At 70.6% G+C, this 18,402-nt stretch carries 19 protein-coding genes; 10 read left to right on the top strand and 9 right to left on the bottom strand.

Features of this window, described 5'->3' with window-relative positions; all coding sequences use genetic code 11:
* Window positions 1-295 precede the first annotated feature (295 nt).
* The 3 genes from ACFQRI_RS21710 to ACFQRI_RS21700 form a co-directional block, all read right to left on the bottom strand.
* Entirely contained in the window at window positions 296-1,267 is a 972-nt protein-coding gene (locus tag ACFQRI_RS21710) for a sigma-70 family RNA polymerase sigma factor (RefSeq protein WP_380671525.1), read from the bottom strand.
* A gap of 289 nt (window positions 1,268-1,556) precedes the next feature.
* The gene (gene dtd / locus ACFQRI_RS21705) at window positions 1,557-1,982 is read right to left on the bottom strand and encodes a D-aminoacyl-tRNA deacylase (RefSeq protein WP_380671523.1); all 426 of its coding nucleotides are present in this window, start codon (window positions 1,980-1,982) and stop codon (window positions 1,557-1,559) included.
* Window positions 1,979-3,493, bottom strand: a complete 1,515-nt coding sequence (locus ACFQRI_RS21700) for a DUF7782 domain-containing protein (protein ID WP_380671521.1) — start codon at window positions 3,491-3,493, stop codon at window positions 1,979-1,981. The genes dtd and ACFQRI_RS21700 overlap by 4 nt, the downstream gene beginning before the upstream one ends.
* A gap of 91 nt (window positions 3,494-3,584) precedes the next feature.
* On the opposite strand from ACFQRI_RS21700, the gene ACFQRI_RS21695 reads away from it, so the two are divergent.
* The 3 genes from ACFQRI_RS21695 to ACFQRI_RS21685 all read left to right on the top strand — a co-directional run bounded on the left by ACFQRI_RS21695 (window position 3,585) and on the right by ACFQRI_RS21685 (window position 5,863).
* Entirely contained in the window at window positions 3,585-4,118 is a 534-nt protein-coding gene (locus ACFQRI_RS21695) for a GNAT family N-acetyltransferase (protein ID WP_380671519.1), read from the top strand.
* Between the two features lie 178 nt (window positions 4,119-4,296).
* The gene (locus ACFQRI_RS21690) at window positions 4,297-4,848 is read left to right on the top strand and encodes an isochorismatase family protein (protein ID WP_380671517.1); all 552 of its coding nucleotides are present in this window, start codon (window positions 4,297-4,299) and stop codon (window positions 4,846-4,848) included.
* A 442-nt stretch (window positions 4,849-5,290) separates the two neighbouring features.
* Window positions 5,291-5,863: an HhH-GPD-type base excision DNA repair protein gene (locus tag ACFQRI_RS21685; RefSeq protein ID WP_380671515.1), complete on the top strand. Its 573-nt coding sequence runs from the start codon at window positions 5,291-5,293 to the stop codon at window positions 5,861-5,863.
* 58 nt (window positions 5,864-5,921) lie between these two features.
* On the opposite strand, the gene ACFQRI_RS21680 is transcribed toward ACFQRI_RS21685, so the two are convergent.
* Window positions 5,922-6,596, bottom strand: a complete 675-nt coding sequence (locus ACFQRI_RS21680) for a lysophospholipid acyltransferase family protein (RefSeq protein WP_380671513.1) — start codon at window positions 6,594-6,596, stop codon at window positions 5,922-5,924.
* 171 nt (window positions 6,597-6,767) lie between these two features.
* On the opposite strand from ACFQRI_RS21680, the gene ACFQRI_RS21675 reads away from it, so the two are divergent.
* Both ACFQRI_RS21675 and ACFQRI_RS21670 read left to right on the top strand, forming a co-directional pair.
* Window positions 6,768-7,094, top strand: a complete 327-nt coding sequence (locus tag ACFQRI_RS21675) for a DUF3099 domain-containing protein (RefSeq protein ID WP_380671511.1) — start codon at window positions 6,768-6,770, stop codon at window positions 7,092-7,094.
* A gap of 72 nt (window positions 7,095-7,166) precedes the next feature.
* Window positions 7,167-7,421, top strand: coding sequence for a DUF3039 domain-containing protein (locus ACFQRI_RS21670; RefSeq protein WP_380671509.1), 255 nt, complete (start codon window positions 7,167-7,169; stop codon window positions 7,419-7,421).
* Window positions 7,422-7,439: 18 nt separating this feature from the next.
* On the opposite strand, the gene ACFQRI_RS21665 is transcribed toward ACFQRI_RS21670, so the two are convergent.
* The gene (locus ACFQRI_RS21665) at window positions 7,440-8,522 is read right to left on the bottom strand and encodes a YihY/virulence factor BrkB family protein (RefSeq protein WP_380671507.1); all 1,083 of its coding nucleotides are present in this window, start codon (window positions 8,520-8,522) and stop codon (window positions 7,440-7,442) included.
* A 330-nt stretch (window positions 8,523-8,852) separates the two neighbouring features.
* Between ACFQRI_RS21665 and ACFQRI_RS21660 the strand changes: the two genes are divergently transcribed.
* The 3 genes from ACFQRI_RS21660 (at window position 8,853) to ACFQRI_RS21650 (ending at window position 12,681) form a co-directional block, all read left to right on the top strand.
* Window positions 8,853-10,622: a DEAD/DEAH box helicase gene (locus tag ACFQRI_RS21660; RefSeq protein WP_380671505.1), complete on the top strand. Its 1,770-nt coding sequence runs from the start codon at window positions 8,853-8,855 to the stop codon at window positions 10,620-10,622.
* Between the two features lie 77 nt (window positions 10,623-10,699).
* Complete coding sequence (locus ACFQRI_RS21655; protein ID WP_380671503.1) at window positions 10,700-11,434, top strand: hypothetical protein; 735 nt, start codon at window positions 10,700-10,702, stop codon at window positions 11,432-11,434.
* A 35-nt stretch (window positions 11,435-11,469) separates the two neighbouring features.
* Window positions 11,470-12,681, top strand: a complete 1,212-nt coding sequence (locus ACFQRI_RS21650) for a cysteine desulfurase-like protein (RefSeq protein WP_380671501.1) — start codon at window positions 11,470-11,472, stop codon at window positions 12,679-12,681.
* A gap of 66 nt (window positions 12,682-12,747) precedes the next feature.
* Here the strand turns inward: ACFQRI_RS21650 and ACFQRI_RS21645 are convergent, their stop codons facing one another.
* From ACFQRI_RS21645 to ppgK, 3 genes are all read right to left on the bottom strand, one after another.
* Complete coding sequence (locus ACFQRI_RS21645) at window positions 12,748-12,933, bottom strand: DUF7455 domain-containing protein (protein ID WP_380671499.1); 186 nt, start codon at window positions 12,931-12,933, stop codon at window positions 12,748-12,750.
* 472 nt (window positions 12,934-13,405) lie between these two features.
* Entirely contained in the window at window positions 13,406-14,797 is a 1,392-nt protein-coding gene (locus ACFQRI_RS21640; protein WP_380671498.1) for an RNA polymerase sigma factor, read from the bottom strand.
* A gap of 259 nt (window positions 14,798-15,056) precedes the next feature.
* A complete protein-coding gene (gene ppgK, locus ACFQRI_RS21635; RefSeq protein ID WP_380671496.1) occupies window positions 15,057-15,818 on the bottom strand; it encodes a polyphosphate--glucose phosphotransferase in 762 nt (253 codons plus the stop codon).
* A 69-nt stretch (window positions 15,819-15,887) separates the two neighbouring features.
* Here ppgK and ACFQRI_RS21630 point away from each other — a divergent pair, with 69 nt between their 5' ends.
* Window positions 15,888-16,709: an inositol monophosphatase family protein gene (locus ACFQRI_RS21630; protein ID WP_380671494.1), complete on the top strand. Its 822-nt coding sequence runs from the start codon at window positions 15,888-15,890 to the stop codon at window positions 16,707-16,709.
* A 63-nt stretch (window positions 16,710-16,772) separates the two neighbouring features.
* Here the strand turns inward: ACFQRI_RS21630 and cei are convergent, their stop codons facing one another.
* Window positions 16,773-17,474, bottom strand: a complete 702-nt coding sequence (gene cei / locus ACFQRI_RS21625) for an envelope integrity protein Cei (protein WP_380671492.1) — start codon at window positions 17,472-17,474, stop codon at window positions 16,773-16,775.
* Between the two features lie 486 nt (window positions 17,475-17,960).
* Here cei and ACFQRI_RS21620 point away from each other — a divergent pair, with 486 nt between their 5' ends.
* Window positions 17,961-18,260, top strand: a complete 300-nt coding sequence (locus ACFQRI_RS21620) for a DUF4193 domain-containing protein (protein ID WP_380671490.1) — start codon at window positions 17,961-17,963, stop codon at window positions 18,258-18,260.
* Window positions 18,261-18,402: the final 142 nt, after the last annotated feature.

Here is an 18,402-nt window from a genome sequence, read left to right as displayed (position 1 = left end):
CTCGACCGCGAAGCCGGCGAAGCGCGCGTCGTCGGCGGTTCGGATGACCGTCAACCGACGACGGGAAGGTGCGCGACCGCGGGGGTGGGAAGGCCGGACCCGCGCTGGTGGCGAGCCCGACCTTCCCGAGCAGGCGGTGGCGAAGCACCGCCGAGAAAAAGCGGGGGTGAAGATCCTCGCCCCGGTCCGGTGCCGAGTCAACGAGCCGATCGGGTGGCGGCAACGGGACATCCGTCCAGCGGAAAGCGGAGCGGCCCGGCTTCCGCTGGGGAAGCCGGGCCGCTGGGACGTCGGGTCAGCTGGCGTAGGCGCGGAGCCGGTCGGCCCGGTCGCCCTGGCGCAGCTTGGACATGACCTCTCGCTCGATCTGGCGGACCCGCTCGCGGGAGAGGCCGAAGGCCTTGCCGATCTGGTCCAGGGTGCGCGGCTGGCCGTCGTCGAGGCCGTAGCGCATCCGGATGACCGCCTGCTCGCGCTCCTCCAGGGTGCCCAGCACCCGGCGCAGGTCGTCCTGCAGGAACCCGGAGATCACCGCGTTCTCGGCGTCGGCGGACTCGCCGTCCTCGATGAAGTCGCCCAGCGGGGCGTCCTCCTCGGCCCCGACCGGCATGTCCAGGCTCACCGGGTCCTTGGAGTGGTCCATCAGGTCGAGGATCTTCTCCACCGGCATGCCGGCTTCCTCGGAGAGCTCCTCGTCGGTGGCCTCCCGGCCCAGCTTCTGGTGCAGGTCGCGCTTGATCCGGGCCAGCTTGTTGACCTGCTCGACCAGGTGCACGGGCAGCCGGATGGTGCGGCTCTGGTCGGCCATGCCGCGCGTGATGGCCTGCCGGATCCACCAGGTCGCGTAGGTGGAGAACTTGAAGCCCTTGGTGTAGTCGAACTTCTCCACCGCCCGGATCAGCCCCAGGTTGCCCTCCTGGATGAGGTCGAGCAGCGGCATGCCTCGGCCGGTGTAGCGCTTGGCGAGGCTGACCACCAGGCGGAGGTTGGCCTCCATCAGGTGGTTCTTGGCGCGCCGGCCATCCCGCACCACGGCATTGAGGTCGCTGCGGCGCTCGCGGGAGAGGTCGTCCTCGGTCTCCAGCAGGTGCTTGGCGAAGACCCCGGCCTCGATCCGCTTGGCGAGGTCGACCTCTTCCTGCGCGGTGAGCAGCGCGGTGCGCCCGATGCCGTTGAGGTAGACGCGCACGAGGTCTGCCGATGGGCCCTGGGTGTCCAGTTCCTCGGAGACGGGGGCGTCTGGCTTGGTGGTCTGCGGGACGGTCATGTGCTCCCTCCCTGACGGGCTGGCTTGGCGGGCGCAATTCGCGCTGCGCGTCCGTGCGCGGCGCGAAGACGCGTACGCTCGGTAGTGCGGGCTTCCGCGTCCGCTTCTCCGGCCGGCCGGGTCGATCCATCGGGGATCGGCCCCGCGCCTGTGGCGCCGTCGAAGCTTGGTTACCTGGAAAACGAGCGGGTTCGCGAATTCGTTCCCGGAGTCGGCGATTGATGGACGTCGCGCGAGTCACACCTTTGGCCCGCCAAGCCTGAGGATTTCCTGAGAGCCCCCGTTACATTTAGACGTCAACCAAAAGTGTGAATGGCCCGTCGTTGACGCTCTCGACCGACATCATCTCCCCGAAGGCCCCGGTGGCCACCCTCGCGCCGCGCTCGCGCAGCGCCGCCACGACCGCCTCGACCAGCGGTTCCGCCTGCTCCGGGCGGGCCGCCTCGGTCCAGGAGGGGCGGCGTCCCTTGCGGGTGGAGCCGTAGAGGGTGAACTGGCTGACCACCAGCAGCGGCGCGCCCGACGAGGCGCAGGACTCCTCCTCCCGGAGCGCTCGAATCTCGTGGAGTTTCCGCGCCATTTTCGCCGCTTCTTCGGTGCCGTCGGAATGCGTCACGCCCAAAAGCACCATAAGGCCGGGTTCGTCGATCTTGCCGACGACTTCGCCGGCGACGGTTACCGAGGCGCGAGTGACCCGCGTGACGATTGCTCTCATTGATCCTCTCCCGACCATTCGGCGGGCAGGAGCATTCCGTGGCGCACGAGTTCGCGCACCATCGGAATCGCGTTGGCGGTCAACTCCTCGACGTCCTCGCCGTATCCCATCGCGAGCAGTTCGAGCAGTTCGCCCGTGGGCAGCGCGCCGCGGCAGCCCGCCAGCAGCGACTTGGCGAGCTCGTCGACCTCGTGCTGCCAGCCGGGGCCGTCGGTGCGGTGCAGCCGGTGCACGAAGGTCTCCCAGCCCTCCTCGCCCGGGCTGGAGACCTGTTCGAGCACCGTGCTGTCGGCCGTGCGCAGGCGCGCGGCCAGCAGCTCCTCGTCGGAGCCGTGCGCGCGCAACCAGTCGACGCGGCGCAGCCACGCGTCGGACTCCGGACCCAGCGGGTCGTCGAAGGCTTGTCGCAGGTCCTCGCAGACCACCTCGCCGGGACCGTCGGTGCGGCGCAGCGTGATGAACCCGAACCCGACCCCGATCACGTCGTTGGCGGCGAACCAGTCCAGCCACTCGTTCGCCTTCGCGATGCCCTGCGGGGAGCGCAGGTCGTAGCCGGCGTCGCGCAGCCAGGTCCCCACGTAGAGGTCCGGCTCGGCCACGTCGCGCTGGACGAACCAGGCATCCACCCCGGCGCCCGGGGGCAGCCAGCGCGCGACGCGGTCCTCCCAGTCCTCGCCGTCCTTGTGCACCCAGGAGGCCAGCAGCTGCGCGGTGCCGCCCTCCTCGAGGAACGACGGCGCCTGCCGCACCACCAGCGCGCTCGCGTCGTCGCCGGCCAGGCCGGAGTCGCGGTAGGTGAAGTCGGTGCGCGCCGGGCCCACCACGAACGGCGGGTTGCACACGATCAGGTCGAACTTGCGGCCGCGCACCGGGTCGAACCACTCGCCCCCGCGCACGTCGGCCTCCACGTCGTTGAGCCGGAAGGTCGCCTCGGCAAGCGCCAGCGCCCGCTCGGACACGTCGGTGACGGTCAGCGAGCGCGCGTGGGTGGCGGCGTGCAGCGCCTGCACGCCGCACCCGGTGCCCAGGTCCAGCACGGAGCCGACCGGGCGGCGCGAGGTGGCGCGCACCAGGCTCAGCGAGGCGTGCCCCACGCCCAGCACGTGCTCGGGTTCCAGGGTGCGCCCGCCGCGCAGCTCGGAGTCGAGGTCGGAGACGACCCACCAGGAGTCCTCGCCGGTGCCGTGGGGGCGGATGTCCAGCCCGGCGCGGAGCTGGTCGCCGTCGGCCACGACGATCGTCGCGTCGAGCGCCTCGTCGACGCCGAGCTCGCCGAGCGCGACCTGCACCTCCTCCCGCGGTTCGGCCACGCCCAGCAGGAAGAGCCGGACCAGGGTGCCCAGCGGGCCCGCGTCGGTGGTGGCCCGCAGCGCGGGCACCGGCTCGTTGCGGCCCAGCGCCGCGTGCGCGGACGGCCCGAGCAGGTCGAGGACGCCGTCGGCGTCGTAGTTCGCCGCGCGGAAGGCTTCGCGGAGTCGGTCGATGCGATCGGGGGACAGGTCTGGAATCACGTGCTGAATCCTCACACGTCCGCGCTCCGGATCGCTCACGACGCACCCCCACCACCGCGAATCCGGTCACCGGGTGCGGCACACTGCTCGCATGACGACGCTGCGGCTCCGGCCGCTGCGGCCGGCCGACGAGGTCGCGGCCCGCGCGGTGCACCGGGAGATGCGCGGGGAGTTCAACTTCCTGCTGGGCGATGATCCGGCGATGGACTGGAACGTGTACCTCAAGATGCTGGAGGACCAGCGGCGCGGCGAGAACCTGCCGCCCGGCCTGGTGCCCGCGACGTTCCTGGTCGCCGAGGTCGACGGGCAGATCGTCGGGCGCAGCTCGATCCGGCACGAGCTCAACGAATCGCTGGCGCGGGTCGGCGGGCACATCGGCTACGCGGTGGTGCCGGCGCACCGCAGGAAGGGCTGCGCTACCGAGATCCTGCGCCAGAGCCTGCTCGTCGCGAGTTCGCTGGGCGTCGATGAAGCCCTGCTGACCTGCGACGTCGGCAACGCGGCTTCGGCCAAGGTCATCGAGGCCTGCGGCGGCCGCTACGAGTCCACCATCGACGTGGGCGACGGCGAACCGCCCAAGCACCGCTACTGGATCACCCCGGGCACCCCGCTCACCCCGCGCTAACCCTCCGCACCCGAATCACCTCCCAATCCGCACCCCGAATCACCTCCCAATCCGCGTGGCGAATCCGAGGGTCTTCGGAGGTTCAGCCGATGGGGGAAGGGGTGGGCAGGTTCGCCGGATTCGTCGGTGGGGAGGGCTAGCGTTCCCGGCATCGCGTTCGCGCAGCTCGGGAGGCAGCATGACCACCTTGGACGATCGGCCGAACACGGCGCTGCTGGTGATCGACGTGCAGCGGGGAGTGGTCGCGCGGGCGCACGACCGGGACGGAGTGGTGCGCAACATCGGCGAGCTGGTCGATCGCGCTCGCGCGCGGGACGTGCCGGTGGTGTGGATCCAGCACAGCGACGAGGGCCTGCCCGTCGGCAGCGAGGACTGGGAGCACGTGCCCGAGCTGTCCCGCCAGGACGGCGAGCCGCTGGTGCACAAGTCCCACGGCGACTCGTTCGAGGCCACCGATCTCGAACAGGTGCTGTCCGAACGCGCGGTCGGGCGCCTGGTCATCACCGGGGCGCAGACCGACGCCTGCGTGCGCTCGACGCTGCACGGCGGCTTCGTCCGCGGTTACGACGTCACCCTGGTCGGCGACGCGCACACCACCGAAGACCTCTCCGCCCACGGAGCCCCCGGGCCCGCGGAGGTCATCGCGCACACCAACCTCTACTGGCAGTACCAGACCGCACCGGGACGCACGGCCACCACGACGAGCACCCGCGACCTCGACTTCGCCTGACCGCGACCGGACGCGCTGCTGACGGGCACGCCGCCGGATCGCAGGTGGCTCCACCCCGGGCGAACCGGCTCAGGGGTGGCGGGCGACGCCGCTGCGGATCAGCGTTGAAGTTCCTCGCGGGCGATGCGGCGGGCGATCTCCTCGACCGACTACCCGATCAGTCGGACGTGGCCGATGCGGCTCTCGGGGTCGGGGTTGCGCACGATGCAGTGCGGATCGGCGGCAGCGTCCACGCAGGTTCGAGGTCGGTCGCACCGGGACATCGCACCGAGCGTCTGCGTACGTGGGTGGCATCCTCGTCATCCCACCGAAGCTCGTCGAGCACGTAGCACGTCGTAGAACGATGGAGCACACGTGTGCGGTGTTTGTGGTCCGGAGCCGGGTTGTCCGGAGGCGGCCGCGACGCGCGTTGCCCGGCCGCTGTGCGTGCGAAGATGGGCGCATGGCGAGCAAGCTCAATCTCACCGGTGACGCCGAGGCGGACCAGCTGCTGTCCGAGGACCCGTTCGCGCTGCTGACGGGCATGCTGCTGGACCAGCAGGTGGCGATGGAGGTGGCCTTCGCCGGGCCGAAGAAGATCGCCGAGCGGATGGGTGGCTTCGACGTCGCCAGGATCGCCGAGTGGGATCTCGACGAGTTCGTCGAGCTCTGCGTGCAGAAGCCGGCGATCCACCGATACGGCGGTTCGATGGGCAAGCGGGTGCACGCGCTCGCGCAGTACGTCGTCGAGAACTACGACGGCGAGACCGAGCGGATCTGGACCGACGGCGATCCGGACGGCAAGGAAGTCCTCAAGCGGCTCAAGGCGCTGCCGGGTTATGGCGACCAGAAGGCCCGCATCTTCCTCGCCCTGCTGGGCAAGCAGCGCGGTGTCGAGCCCGCGGGCTGGCGGGAGGCCGCGGGCGCCTACGGCGAGGACGGCGCGCGTCGCTCCATCGCCGACGTCGTCGACGAGCACACGCTGCAGGAGGTGCGGGCCTTCAAGAAGGAGCAGAAGGCCGCCGCGAAGAAGTGAGCGGGCGCTTCGGCCCGGAACCGCGCGTGCTGAGGCCCGCGGTTCCGGGCCGAACCGCTCAGGCCGCCGCCGAGCCCGGCTTCTGGTACTTGTCCACGTACTGCTGGTCGGAGAGCTCGGAGATGGCGTACATGATCTCGTCGGTGATCGAGCGCAGCACCGGCAGCGAGGAGTCCATGCCCGCGTAGCGGGAGAAGTCCAGCGGGTCGCCGAAGCGCACCGTCACCGGCGCCGGCCGGGGGATCTTGGTTCCGCGCGGCTGCAGCTTGTCGGTGCCGGTCAGCGCGACCGGGACGACCGGGGCGCCGGTGGCCAGCGTCAGCCGGGCGACTCCCGTGCGGCCGCGGTAGAGCTTCCCGTCCGGCGAGCGGGTGCCCTCCGGGTGGATGCCGAACGCGCCGCCGTTGCGCAGGACCTCCTCGGCGGTGCCGATCGCCTCCATGGCCGCCCGGCCGCGGCCGCGCTCGACGGGGATCGCGCCCAGCGAGCTGAACAGCCACCTGGTCAGCGCGCCCCTCGCGCCGGTTCCGCTGAAGTACTCGGCCTTGGCCAGGAACGACACCGGCCGCGGCAGCACCAGCGGGACGATGAAGCTGTCCAGCACGGCCAGGTGGTTCGGCGCCAGGATCACCGGTCCTTCGGCGGGCACCTTGTCCGCGTCGATGACCTCCGGCCGGTACACCGCCCTGGCCAGCGCTCCCAAGGTTCGCTTGCTCACCGCGTACAGCGACATGGACATCTCCTCGCCCGTTCCCGGGCCCCAGACGACGGGTTCCGCTCGAATCTAGCCTGCGCGGGTTTCGAGCACGTGTCCCGCCGGTCACTCCGAAGAGGTGAGGAACAGCCCGCCCCAGGGGTATCGGGGTGCGGACGCGAGTGGGAGCATGAAGGCGGAGGTAGCGTCGTGAACAGCTCACACAGTGACGACTCCCCGGTTCTGATCACCGAGGCACAGCCGTCGATGGACGATCAGCAGGCGGCCCGGCGCCGCAAGTACGCGATCATGATGGCCAGCAGGATTCCCTGCCTGGTGGCGGCGGTCGTGGTGTTCCAGCTGTGGCAGCTGTGGTGGTTGTCACTCATCATCCTGGCGATCTCGATCCCGCTGCCGTGGATGGCGGTGCTCATCGCCAACGACCGCCCGGCGCGCAAGAGCGAGGACGTCAACCGCTTCCACCGCTCGCGGCGCAGCATCGAGCCCGCCGGTCACCAGGTCATCGAAGGCACCTGACCCGAGCGGCGCGCGCCGGCGCGAAGGGCGAGCCCGGAGACATCCGCGCGCGGCGTGCGGCATCATTGGGGCATGAGCACGATGACGCTGCCGGATACCGACACCCGGACCGAGACCACTGATCAGACCAGTGATGATCGTCCGGAGGTGTTCCACTACGTGCAGAAGGACAAGATCGCCGAGAGCGCGGTCATGGGCACGCACGTGGTGGCGCTGTGCGGTGAGGTCTTCCCGGTCACCAAATCGCCCAAGCCCGGTTCGCCGGTCTGCCCCGCCTGCAAGGAGATCTTCAACGGTCTTCCGCCCGGCGGTGGCGACGACGAGTGACGCACCCGCGCGGTGGTGCTAGCCGCCGCGCGGCTCCGGCTGCCCCGTCGTGTGCTTGAACACCGCGGGCTTGTCGTTCCTGCTGCTCGGCGAGTCCGACTGCGCGGCTCCGTCCGGCCGTTCCGGCTGGGCGGAGCGCGCCTCGTTCGCGGGGTCCTCGCGCCAGGCCCGGTAGCCCTCCTCGGTGTGCATCCGCTGGGCCAGCCTGCGCATCTCCAGCCTGCGCCAGCGGCGCCGCTCCCGGCGCGTCATCTTGGCCGGCCACATCTCCTGGATCGCGTTGTTGAACTGCGCGCCCATCAGGATCGCGAAGCCGATGAAGAACGCGAACAGCAGGAACGCGATCGGGGTGGCCAGCGCGCCGTAGGTGTAGCCCGTGCTGGTGATCCAGCTGATGTAGACCCGCAGGCCGTAGCTGGACACCAGGAAGATCACCATCGCCAGCAGCGCTCCCGGCAGGCCCCGGTGCCAGGGCAGCTTGCGCGGCAGCGACAGCTTGTAGAGCGTGGCCAGCGCCAGCACCAGCCCCACGCCAGTCGCCGGGTAGTACAGGCCCTGGATCAGCCAGGTCACGTCGTCCTGCCAGAACGGCGGGAACACCGTCGGCAGCCACTCCGGGCCCAGCGCCACCACGGGCAGCCCGACGATCGCGAGGACCAGCGAGACCACGTAGAGCAGCAGCGCGAAGATCCGCTGCCAGATGCTGTTGCGCACCAGGTACTGGTCGTAGGCCAGCGTGATCGAGTCCACCAGCGAGGCCAGCGCCGAGGAGCCGGCCCACAGCGACAGCAGGAAGCCGACCGAGGCGACCTCGCCCTTGCCCGTGGTCAGGATGTCGTTGACCGTCGGACCGATGATCTGGTCGACCACGCTGCTGGTGAACACCGTGCGGGAGAACGCCAGGATCTTGTCGTGCACGGCCTCGACCATCGCCGGGCCGAACCAGTCGCCCAGGTAGCCGAGGCTGCCCAGCAGGCCCAGCAGCAGCGGCGGCATGGACAGCGTCTGCCAGAAGGCGGCCGCGGCCGACTCCGAGAAGATGTTGTCCCACCAGGCCTTGTCGACGGTGCGCACGAGCAGGCGCAGCGGACCTCGTCGCACCGGTGGCTCCGCGGCCGGTGCGGGGGCGCTGCGCCTCTGCCTGTCTGACGAACTCGGCGAACCCATGTCACCCCTAAGGATGCGCCATAGATCGTGCGGTGAGGCGTCGAGGTGTTGAAACCGGAGTGTCGGATCCATCTCGAGCGGCCGAACCGGTGACGACCGAGGCGCGAAGGTAAGCTGCACGGCGGCCCGCCACAAGTTGATCGGTGCTGGTCGATCCACTTCTGATCGACTCGCGCTGGGGGAGCGGTGGCCGGGCCGCGGGGCTCATGGGTGTGCCCGCGCCATTCCGGTTTGGGGAGACAAGGGAAGGAGCGGCGAGCCGGCGTGTCCGAAGCGCAACTCGACTATTCCGTCCGATCGGTGCTCAGCGACCCCGCACAAGCGTCCGCCCGGCCACTGCGCAACTGGCAGCGGCGAGCCCTCACCAAGTACCTGGCGAGCAGGCCGCAGGACTTCCTCGCGGTGGCCACGCCCGGCGCGGGCAAGACGACCTTCGGCCTGCGGGTGGCCGCCGAGCTGCTGGCCGATCGCACCGTGGACGCGGTCACCGTGGTCGCGCCGACCGAGCACCTCAAGCACCAGTGGGCCGCCGCGGCCGCCGGTGCGGGCATCCCGCTGGACTCGAACTTCAGCAACAGCGACGGCGTGACCTCCGGCGACTACCTGGGCGTGGCGGTCACCTACGCGCAGGTGGCCGCGCACGAGAACCTGCACCGGGTGCGCACCGAGCGGCGCAAGACCCTGGTGATCCTCGACGAGGTCCACCACGCCGGTGACGCGAAGTCCTGGGGCGACGCGATCCGCGAGGCCTTCACCCCGGCGGTGCGGCGGCTGTCGCTGACCGGTACGCCGTTCCGCAGCGACGACTCGCCGATCCCGTTCATCGGCTACGAGCCCGACGCCGACGGTTCGCTGCGCAGTCGCGCCGACCACTCCTACGGCTACTCCGACGCCCTGGCCGACGGCGTCGTGCGCCCCGTGGTGTTCCTCGCCTACTCCGGCGAGGCCCGGTGGCGCACCAACGCCGGCGACGAGTTCAGCGCTCGCCTCGGCGAGCCGCTGACCGCCGAGCAGACCGCGCGGGCCTGGCGCACCGCGCTCGACCCGGCGGGGGAGTGGATCCCCTCGGTGCTGCAGGCCGCCGACACCCGGCTGACTCAGCTGCGCAAGGGCGGCATGCCCGACGCGGGCGGGCTGGTGATCGCCTCGGACCACCAGACGGCCCGGGCCTACGCCAAGACCTTGGAGCGCATCACCGGCACCGAGCCGGTCGTGGTGCTCTCCGACGACCCGCAGGCCTCCGGCCGCATCGGCGAGTTCGCCGAGTCCGACGACCGGTGGATGATCGCGGTGCGGATGGTCTCCGAGGGCGTCGACGTCCCGCGGCTGGCCGTCGGCGTGTACGCCACCAGCGCCTCCACGCCGCTGTTCTTCGCCCAGGCCATCGGCCGCTTCGTGCGGGCCAGGCGGAAGGGCGAGACGGCCAGCATCTTCCTGCCCAGCGTGCCCGTGCTGCTGGAGCTGGCGAGTCAGCTGGAGCAGCAGCGCGACCACGTGCTCGGCAAGCCGCACCGGGAGAAGGACGGCTGGGACGACGAGCTGCTGGCCCAGGCCAACGCGCAGCGCGACGAGCCGGGGGAGGAGGAGAAGACCTACACCTCCCTGGGCGCCGAGGCCGAGCTGGACCAGGTCATCTACGACGGTTCCTCGTTCGGCACCGCCGCGTTCAGCACCACCGAGGAGGAGCAGGACTACCTGGGGCTCCCCGGGCTGCTCGAACCCGACCAGGTGCGCGCGCTGCTCAAGCAGCGCCAGGAGCAGCAGCTCGAGGACGTGGGCAAGCGCGAGGCCGAGGCCAAGGCCGCGAAGGCCGCCGAGCAGGCCGAGCAGCGCGCCAAGCCGCAGAGCGTGCAGGACCGGCTGGCCAAGCTGCGCAAGGAGCTCAACACGCTGGTCTCGCTGCACCACCACCGCACCCGCAAACCGCACGGCAAGATCTACAACGAGCTGCAGAAGGCCTGCGGCGGACCGCCCACCGCGATGGCCACGGTCGAGCAGCTGGAGGAGCGGATCGCCACCCTGCGCTCCTGGTGATCGGCCGAAAAGGGGTACGAGCCCGTGGCGCGCTCGCTAGTCTGCGACCGGGACGGAAGCGATCTCGGGTGGGGGCTGTGAGCGGCGACGCGTGGAACATCGCGCTGAACATCATCGCCAGCGCGATCACCGGCTCGGCGGTGTGGCTCTCGACCAAGGCGCTCGCCCTGCGCAGGCTGCGGCGCGAGCAGGTCTTCTTCGGGCTGACCGGTGGCGACGAGTGCCTGGTGGTGGTTCCCCGGCACGCCTCGTCGGACCGGCGGCGCAGCGTGCACCGCAACGACGCGGCCGCGCTGCTGGAGCTCTCGTCGGTGCTGGGCGACTGCCGAGCGCGACCCGAGGTGGTCTTCCACGACGACGTCTACCAGGGGTTGGCGGGCAAGGCGGAGTTCTGCATCGGCGGGCCCGACGCCAACGAGCGCACCGCGGCGCACCTGCGATCGATGCTTCCCGGGGTGCGGGTGTCGCGCCACGACCGGGATCCGGAGGAGCTGACCATCGCGGTCGGCGAGCACGAGCACCCGGCCGAGACCGGGCGGCTGGAGCACGTGGTGCTGGCCAAGATCGTGCGCCGGGACCAGGACCGCCCCGCGTTCCTGATCTGCGGGCAGTCCTCGATCTCCAACCGCGCTGCCACCCGCTACCTGCAGGACCACTACCGGGAGCTGGCCCGCGCGCACGGGCTGCGCGGGCGCTTCTGCCTGGTGCTGCGGGTGGTGGAGTCGCACGCCTACGGTCCCAGCGTGGTCGAGCTGGTCCGCGATGCCACCGCGGAGGCCTTCACCGCGCCGGAGGTCGCCGGCGCCCGGTGATCATTTCCCCGGGCCGCGGGTCTTAGGGTGCCGGTATGGGATTCGACGTGGAGAAGGTCCGCGCGCTGTACCCGGCGCTCGCGGACGGCAGGGCCTGGCTGGACGGTGCGGCCGGCACGCAGGTGCCGGAGCCGGTGATCGAGGCGATGAGCGACGCCTACCGGGCCGGGCTCTCGAACGTGGGCGCGCCGTTCGAGTCGAGCGAGCGCTCCGCCGGCCTCGTGGCCGAGGCGCGCGCCGCGGTCGCCGACCTGGTGGGCGCCCCGGATCCCGCGTGCGTGACGTTCGGGCCGACCACGACCGCGCTGACCTACCGCTTCGCCGCCACGCTGTCGGCGGGCTGGAACCCCGGCGACGAGGTCGTGGTGACCCAGCTCGACCACGACGCGAACGTGCGGCCGTGGGTGCAGCACGCGCAGCGGGCCGGTGCGGCGGTGCGCACCGCCGAGCTCGATCCGGTCACCGGTGAGCTGCCCGTGGACGGCGTGGTGGACCTCATCGGGGAGCGCACCAAGGTGGTCGCGGTGACGGCCGCGTCGAACGTGCTGGGCACCGTGCCCGACCTCAAGCCGATCACCGACCGGGCGCGCGAGGTCGGCGCGATCTCGTTCGTCGACGGCGTGCAGCACTGCCCGCACGAGCACGTGCGCATCGCCGAGCTGGGCGCGGACTTCTACGCCACCAGCGCCTACAAGTGGGCGGGCCCGCACCTGGCGGCCGTGGTCGCCGACGACCCGTGGACGCTGCAGAACCTGCACCCGGACAAGCTCGTCCCGTCCCCGGAGAGCTCGCCCGAGCGCTTCGAGCGCGGCACCAACCCCTTCGCCCAGCTGGCCGGTGCGGTGGCCGCTGTGGAGCACCTGGCCGACCTGGACGGCGCGGCGAGCGGTACCCGCGCGGAGCGGCTTGCGGTCTCCCGCGCGTCCGCGCGGGAGCACGAGGAGCAGCTGGCGGCCGAGCTGTTCGACGGCCTGGCCAACCTCGACGGGGTGACCCGGCACGGCGCCCCGCGGGGGCGCGTCACGCCGACCGCCTTCTTCAGCGTCGACGGCAAGACCCCCAGGGCGGTCGCCGAGGCGCTCTCCGAGCGCGGGATCAACGTCTCCGCGGGCCACTCCTACGCCTGGGAGACCGTGCACGCCCTCGGCCTCGGTCCGCAGGGCGGCGTCCGCGCGAGCCTGTCGCACTACAGCAGCGCCGAGGACGTGGCGCGGTTGCTGGACGCGCTGGGCGAGCTGGCCGGCTGACCCCGGAGACGGCGAAGCCCCCGCGGTCCGGGACCGCGGGGGCTTCGCGTCTGGCTGTTCAGGTCATTACTGCTCGTCCTGCTGGACATCGGCCTGCACATCGCGCAGCCCGGACTCGAAGGCCCGGTAGTGGTGCCCGCAGAACAGCAGCTCGCCACCGGACGGCAGTACGGCGCGAGCCTTGGCAGCGGCCCCGCAGCGGTCGCAGCGGTCGGCGGCGGTCAGCTCGGGGCGGGTGAGCGTTCCCGGCATCGATATCTCCCTCCGTCCCGGCGTCGGATTTCATCCCGACGCCCTCGATCCTGCTACGACCACCGGTGTCCCACTGGCTGCGGGGTCGGTGCTCGTTGGCCCTACTCTTCCAGACGTTTTGGCCGGAGTCAGTGTTCCTTTTCGGACCGGAGAGCCCGGTCACCATGAAGTACCCGGTTGCAGCAGCGCCCTGCGCGGAGTGTGATCATTTTCAGCGGCAGCGCTGTGACGAGCCAAAACGCCGAATCCGGTCGATCTAGCTGGGATGACGGAGTCCCGTCGATGCCCCCATTTCGGTGTCCCGGATCACAGTTTCGGGGGTCGGTGATCACGCGGCGTTCCGCTGGAAGCGAACGGCGAATCCCACTCCGCGGACGACAAATCAGGCAAAGCGCCGGCCGGAGCGGGTGGCTCGAACGACGAGAAGGGCCGCCGACCGGAGCGGTCGGCGGCCCTTCCCGGGTCTTCGCGCTCAGTCCAGGTAGTCGCGCAGCACCTGGGAGCGGGACGGGTGGCGCAGCTTCGACATCGTCTTGGACTCGATCTGCCGGATCCGCTCCCGGGTCACCCCGTAGACCTGGCCGATCTCGTCCAGCGTGCGCGGCTGACCGTCGGTGAGCCCGAAGCGCAGCCGGACCACGCCGGCCTCGCGCTCGGACAGCGTCTGCAGGACCGACTGCAGCTGGTCCTGCAGCAGCGTGAAGGACACCGCGTCGACCGCGACGACGGCCTCCGAGTCCTCGATGAAGTCACCGAGCTGGCTGTCGCCCTCGTCGCCGATCGTCTGGTCCAGCGAAATGGGCTCCCGGGCGTACTGCTGGATCTCCAGCACCTTCTCCGGGGTGATGTCCATTTCCTTCGCGAGCTCTTCCGGCGTGGGCTCACGACCGAGGTCCTGCAGCAGCTCGCGCTGGATGCGCCCGAGCTTGTTGATGACCTCCACCATGTGCACCGGGATGCGGATGGTGCGCGCCTGGTCGGCCATCGCGCGCGTGATGGCCTGCCGGATCCACCAGGTCGCGTAGGTGGAGAACTTGTAGCCCTTGGTGTAGTCGAACTTCTCGACTGCGCGGATCAGGCCGAGGTTGCCCTCCTGGATGAGGTCCAGGAACGCCATGCCGCGGCCGGTGTAGCGCTTGGCGAGGCTGACCACCAGTCGGAGGTTGGCCTCCAGCAGGTGGTTCTTGGCCCGCTCGCCGTCCCGCACGATCCAACGCAGGTCGCGCCGCATCTGGGTGCTGAGCTGCTCGCCGGACTCCTCGACCTGGCGCAGCCGCTCGGTGCCGTAGAGGCCGGCCTCGATGCGCTTGGCCAGCTCGACCTCTTCCTCGGCGTTGAGCAGCGCCACCTTGCCGATCTGCTTGAGGTAGGCGCGCACCGAGTCCGCGGAGGCGGTGAGCTCGGCGTCCTTGCGCGCCTGGCGGAGCGCCTCGGACTCCTCCTCGTCCCAGACGAAGTCGCCCGACTGCTTGTCGTTCTCGTCCGGAACCGGCTCTTCGGGGATCTCCACCTCGACGTCGCCGAGATCGCCGACCTCCGGGGAGGTCAGGTCGGTCTCGATCGGTTCGTCGATCTCCATGCCCTCGCCTGGCGCGGCGGAGGAAGCCGACTGGTCCGACTTCTTCGCCGTCTTGGCGGTGCCCTTCTTGGCCGCGCCGGACTTGGCCGCGGTCTTTCGGGTCGTCGACTTCGCACCCGTCGAGCTCTTGGCGGTGCTCTTGCGCGTAGCGGGCTTCGTCTGGGCCTCAGACGAAGCAGCCGCCTCCGAAGCTGGGGTGGCCTGGGACTGGCCCGACTCGGTCTGGGCGCCACCGTCGGTTGCGGCGGAGCTGGAGCGTCGGGTTGCGGTTTCTGCGGCTGCCACGTACGCCCTTTCGCGACGGTCGATCAGGGCGGGCCGGAGGGCGCGAAACCTCGGCCGCCAAAGGTCGGGAACAACCCACCGGACCCTGCATCCTGCGCAGTGGGCGCCGATGTTCGCCGCGAAGGCGGCTCACCAGCGCTCACCAGCCATTACGACTTCGGATCAGGTGGGGCGTGTTCCATTGTAACCGCGACACGGGGGTGCGGTTCCGCTGTGAGGTGGATTCCGCGAGTCCCCGATGTGCTAAACGGCCGCGAGGTCAGTTGTTGCCCCTGGTCTCCGCGGCCATCGCGGCACCGACGATGCCGGCGTCGTTGCGCAGCGCGGCCGCGACCACCGGCGTGCGGGTCTCCAGCAGCGGGATCCACTTGTGGCCCTTCTTGCTGACGCCGCCGCCCGCGATGATCAGGTCCGGCCACAGGAACTTCTCCAGGCCCTGGACGTAGCGGGTGACCCGGGGAGCCCACTCCTCGTAGCTCAGCTCCAGGTCGTCCTTGACCGACGCCGCGGCCTGGGTCTCGGCGTCGTGCCCGTCGACCTCGATGTGGCCGAACTCGGTGTTGGGCACGAGCTTGCCGTCGATGAACATCGCGCTGCCGATGCCGGTGCCGAAGGTGAGCACCACGACCTGGCCGCGGTGGCCCACGCCCGCGCCGGAGCGCATCTCGGCGATGCCGGCGGCGTCGGCGTCGTTGAGCACGACGATCTCGTCGCGCGGGCGGCCGAGCCGGTCGGCGAACAGCGACTGGGCGTCGGTGCCGATCCAGTTCTTGTCGATGTTGGCAGCGGTGAGCGCTTCGCCGTCTTTGATGACGCAGGGCAGGGTGACGCCGACCGGACCGGACCACGCGAACTTCTCGACGATCTCGGCCACGGCATCGGCCACGGCGTCCGGTGTCGATGGTTGTGGCGTGGGGATGCGCATGCGCTCCTCGGCCAGCACACCGCCTTCGGTGTCGACCAGGCTCCCCTTGATACCGGACCCGCCGATATCCACGCCGAAACCGCGGGCTTCCGCCATGGCTGATCCTTCCTATTCGATTCAGACCAAGGTGTGCAGACCTTAACGGTGCTGTGTTGCGATGTCTGCGTGGGATTGGGAAATGAAGTCGACGCAACAGCTCTGTCCGAGGTCGCGGTCCGGATCGCGCGCGAGGCGGCCGATTTGGCCAAGACCGTGCGTGACGAGGCGATCACCGACGGTGTGGACACCAAGAGCAGCGAGACCGACGTCGTGACGGCCGGGGACCGGGCCGTCGAGCGCCTGGTGCGCGACCGGCTGGCCGAGCTGCGGCCCGGTGAGTCCGTGCTCGGCGAGGAAGGGGGCGGCGAGGACGCTCTGGACGGTCTGCGCTGGGTCGTCGACCCGATCGACGGCACGGTGAACTACCTCTACGGGTTCCCCTTCTACGCGGTCTCGCTGGCCGCCCAGCTCGACGGCGAGTCGATCGCGGGCGCGGTCGTCGAGCCCGTCTCCGGACGCGTGTGGAGCGCGGCGAAGGGGCGTGGGGCGTTCCTGGACGGCGAGCCGCTGCGCGTGTCGAGCACCGAGCGGCTGGAGCTGTCGCTGCTCGCCACCGGGTTCTCCTACTCGGTGCAGCGCCGCACCGCGCAGGCGCGCGTGGTCGGCGAACTGCTCGGCGAGGTGCGTGATGTTCGTCGCGCCGGAGCGGCCTCGCTGGACCTCTGCGCGGTCGCGGCGGGCTGGATCGACGGCGCCTACGAGGTCGGGCTCAACCGCTGGGACTGGGCCGCGGGCGCGCTGGTCGCCGCCGAGGCGGGCGCGGACCTGCGCCTGCCCGCCAAGGGCGCCGAGGACGGCCTCGGCGACGAGATGGTGGTGTGCTCCACGCCGGGCATCACCCGGAAGCTCACCGACGTCCTGCGCGAGGTCGGTGCCGGCGAGGTGTGATCGAGCGCGGGCCCGGGGCCGACCGGCTCCGGGCCCGCGCTCGCGAAGCGCGTCGGGACGGGCTCAGCAGTGCACGTCGCGGGCGTCCTGCAGCAGCTTCTTGTCGATCTTGGGCGGGCTGACCTCGCCGCGCCCGTCGTCCTGGGCCTCGCGCTGCGGCACCCAGCTCTCCAGCTGCTGCAGGACCTGCTTGGCCGACTGCGTGGTCTTGATGTCGTCGAACTCCGAGCCCAGCGCGAGATCGACCCCCGCGTCCGCGCGCTCGTCGCGGACCAGCTGCGCGCACGGCGCGATCAGGCTCAGCGTCCGCGCGGCGCTGACCCCGGCGCCGCCGTAGCGGATCTGGCCGTGGCACTTGAGGTCGTAGTTGACGTAGACCGCGTCGTCGTCCGCGCCGATCGGGGTGAACCCGAGGCTCTCCAGCTCGTCGCTGACCAGCGTGGCCTGCCTGCTCTCCCCGTTCCCGTTGAGCACCCGCACGTGCACGTCCTCCGGCGGGATCGGGGTGACCGAGTTCAGCGCGTCGCGGTTCTTCATCTCGCCGAGCGGCACCTGCGGGGGCATGCCGGAGGCCTCCGGCGGCTGGGTGGCGCGTCCCGGCTTGTTGCACGTGGTGGCGGCTTCGAGGCTCGGGATGGAATCGAACACGTTGGTCCACACCAGGCCCGAGAGCACGACAAGGGCCACCAGTACGGCCAGTGCGGGCAGCGGCCGCCGCCGACGGTATCCGGCTCGCCGTCCCCACCTTGCACCTGCGGCTGCCACGTCCCGCCCCTCCCTGGATGCCTCGATCGCGTGCGCCTCCGCACACGATCAGCGTAGGTGTTGATCGTGCGGCGCGCGGTGTCGGCCGGTGCCGCCGTGTCGCGCTCGATGCCGTGAGTTCCGGCTGAATCGATGCTGAGCACGCCGCCGCTGGAGCATCGCATCACGCGGGTTTCGGGCGGGCAACCGCAGTGCGGAGGCTTCTGGGCGACGGGGCGCTCGCACCTCCGGGTTCGATCTTCGTCGCCGCCCGGATGCGCCGAATAACACACCCGAGGGTGACCTGATGCATGTTCGCAGAAGTTATGAGCTACCCTCTCGGCGCCTCACGGAGTGCCGGATGAGGCGAGTCGCTCAACACGGGGGAACTAAAGCACGTTGCAGGGAGAGACCGCGATCACTGCCCGCTCGGGCACAAATCCGGTTCCTGGAACGTTGACCAGCGGCACACCATTGCAGTCTCCACAAACGCAGGGGTGAATCACGATGGCGACCGACTACGATGCTCCGCGCCGCGAGTCCGACGACTTGGCGGAGGACTCGTTGGAGGAGCTGAAGGCGCGACGCAACGATGCGCAATCCGGGGTCGTCGACGAAGACGAAGGTGCGATTCCGGAGAACTTCGAATTGCCGGGCGCGGACCTGTCCGGCGAGGAGATGACCGTCAAGGTGCTCCCGAAGCAGGCTGACGAGTTCACCTGCTCGAGCTGCTTCCTCGTTCACCACCGCAGCCGGCTGGCCGAGACGAAGAACGGTCAGTTCATCTGCCGTGACTGCGCTGCCTGAAGCAGGCACCGCAGGGGGAGCAGCTGGGCACACGCGACGGGCGTGTGCCCAGTTTGTTTGTCCGGGGAGCGCGGTCCTCGCGGACCGGTGGGCGGCCTTCTCGCGCGAGAAACCCCAGCGCACGCAGCGCTGGGGTTTCTCG

The sequence above is a fragment of the Saccharopolyspora griseoalba genome, assembly GCF_042665275.1.
Taxonomy (GTDB): domain Bacteria; phylum Actinomycetota; class Actinomycetes; order Mycobacteriales; family Pseudonocardiaceae; genus Saccharopolyspora; species Saccharopolyspora griseoalba.
Note: the sequence above shows the minus strand (reverse complement) of the source record. Positions and strands in the feature narration are given on the sequence as shown.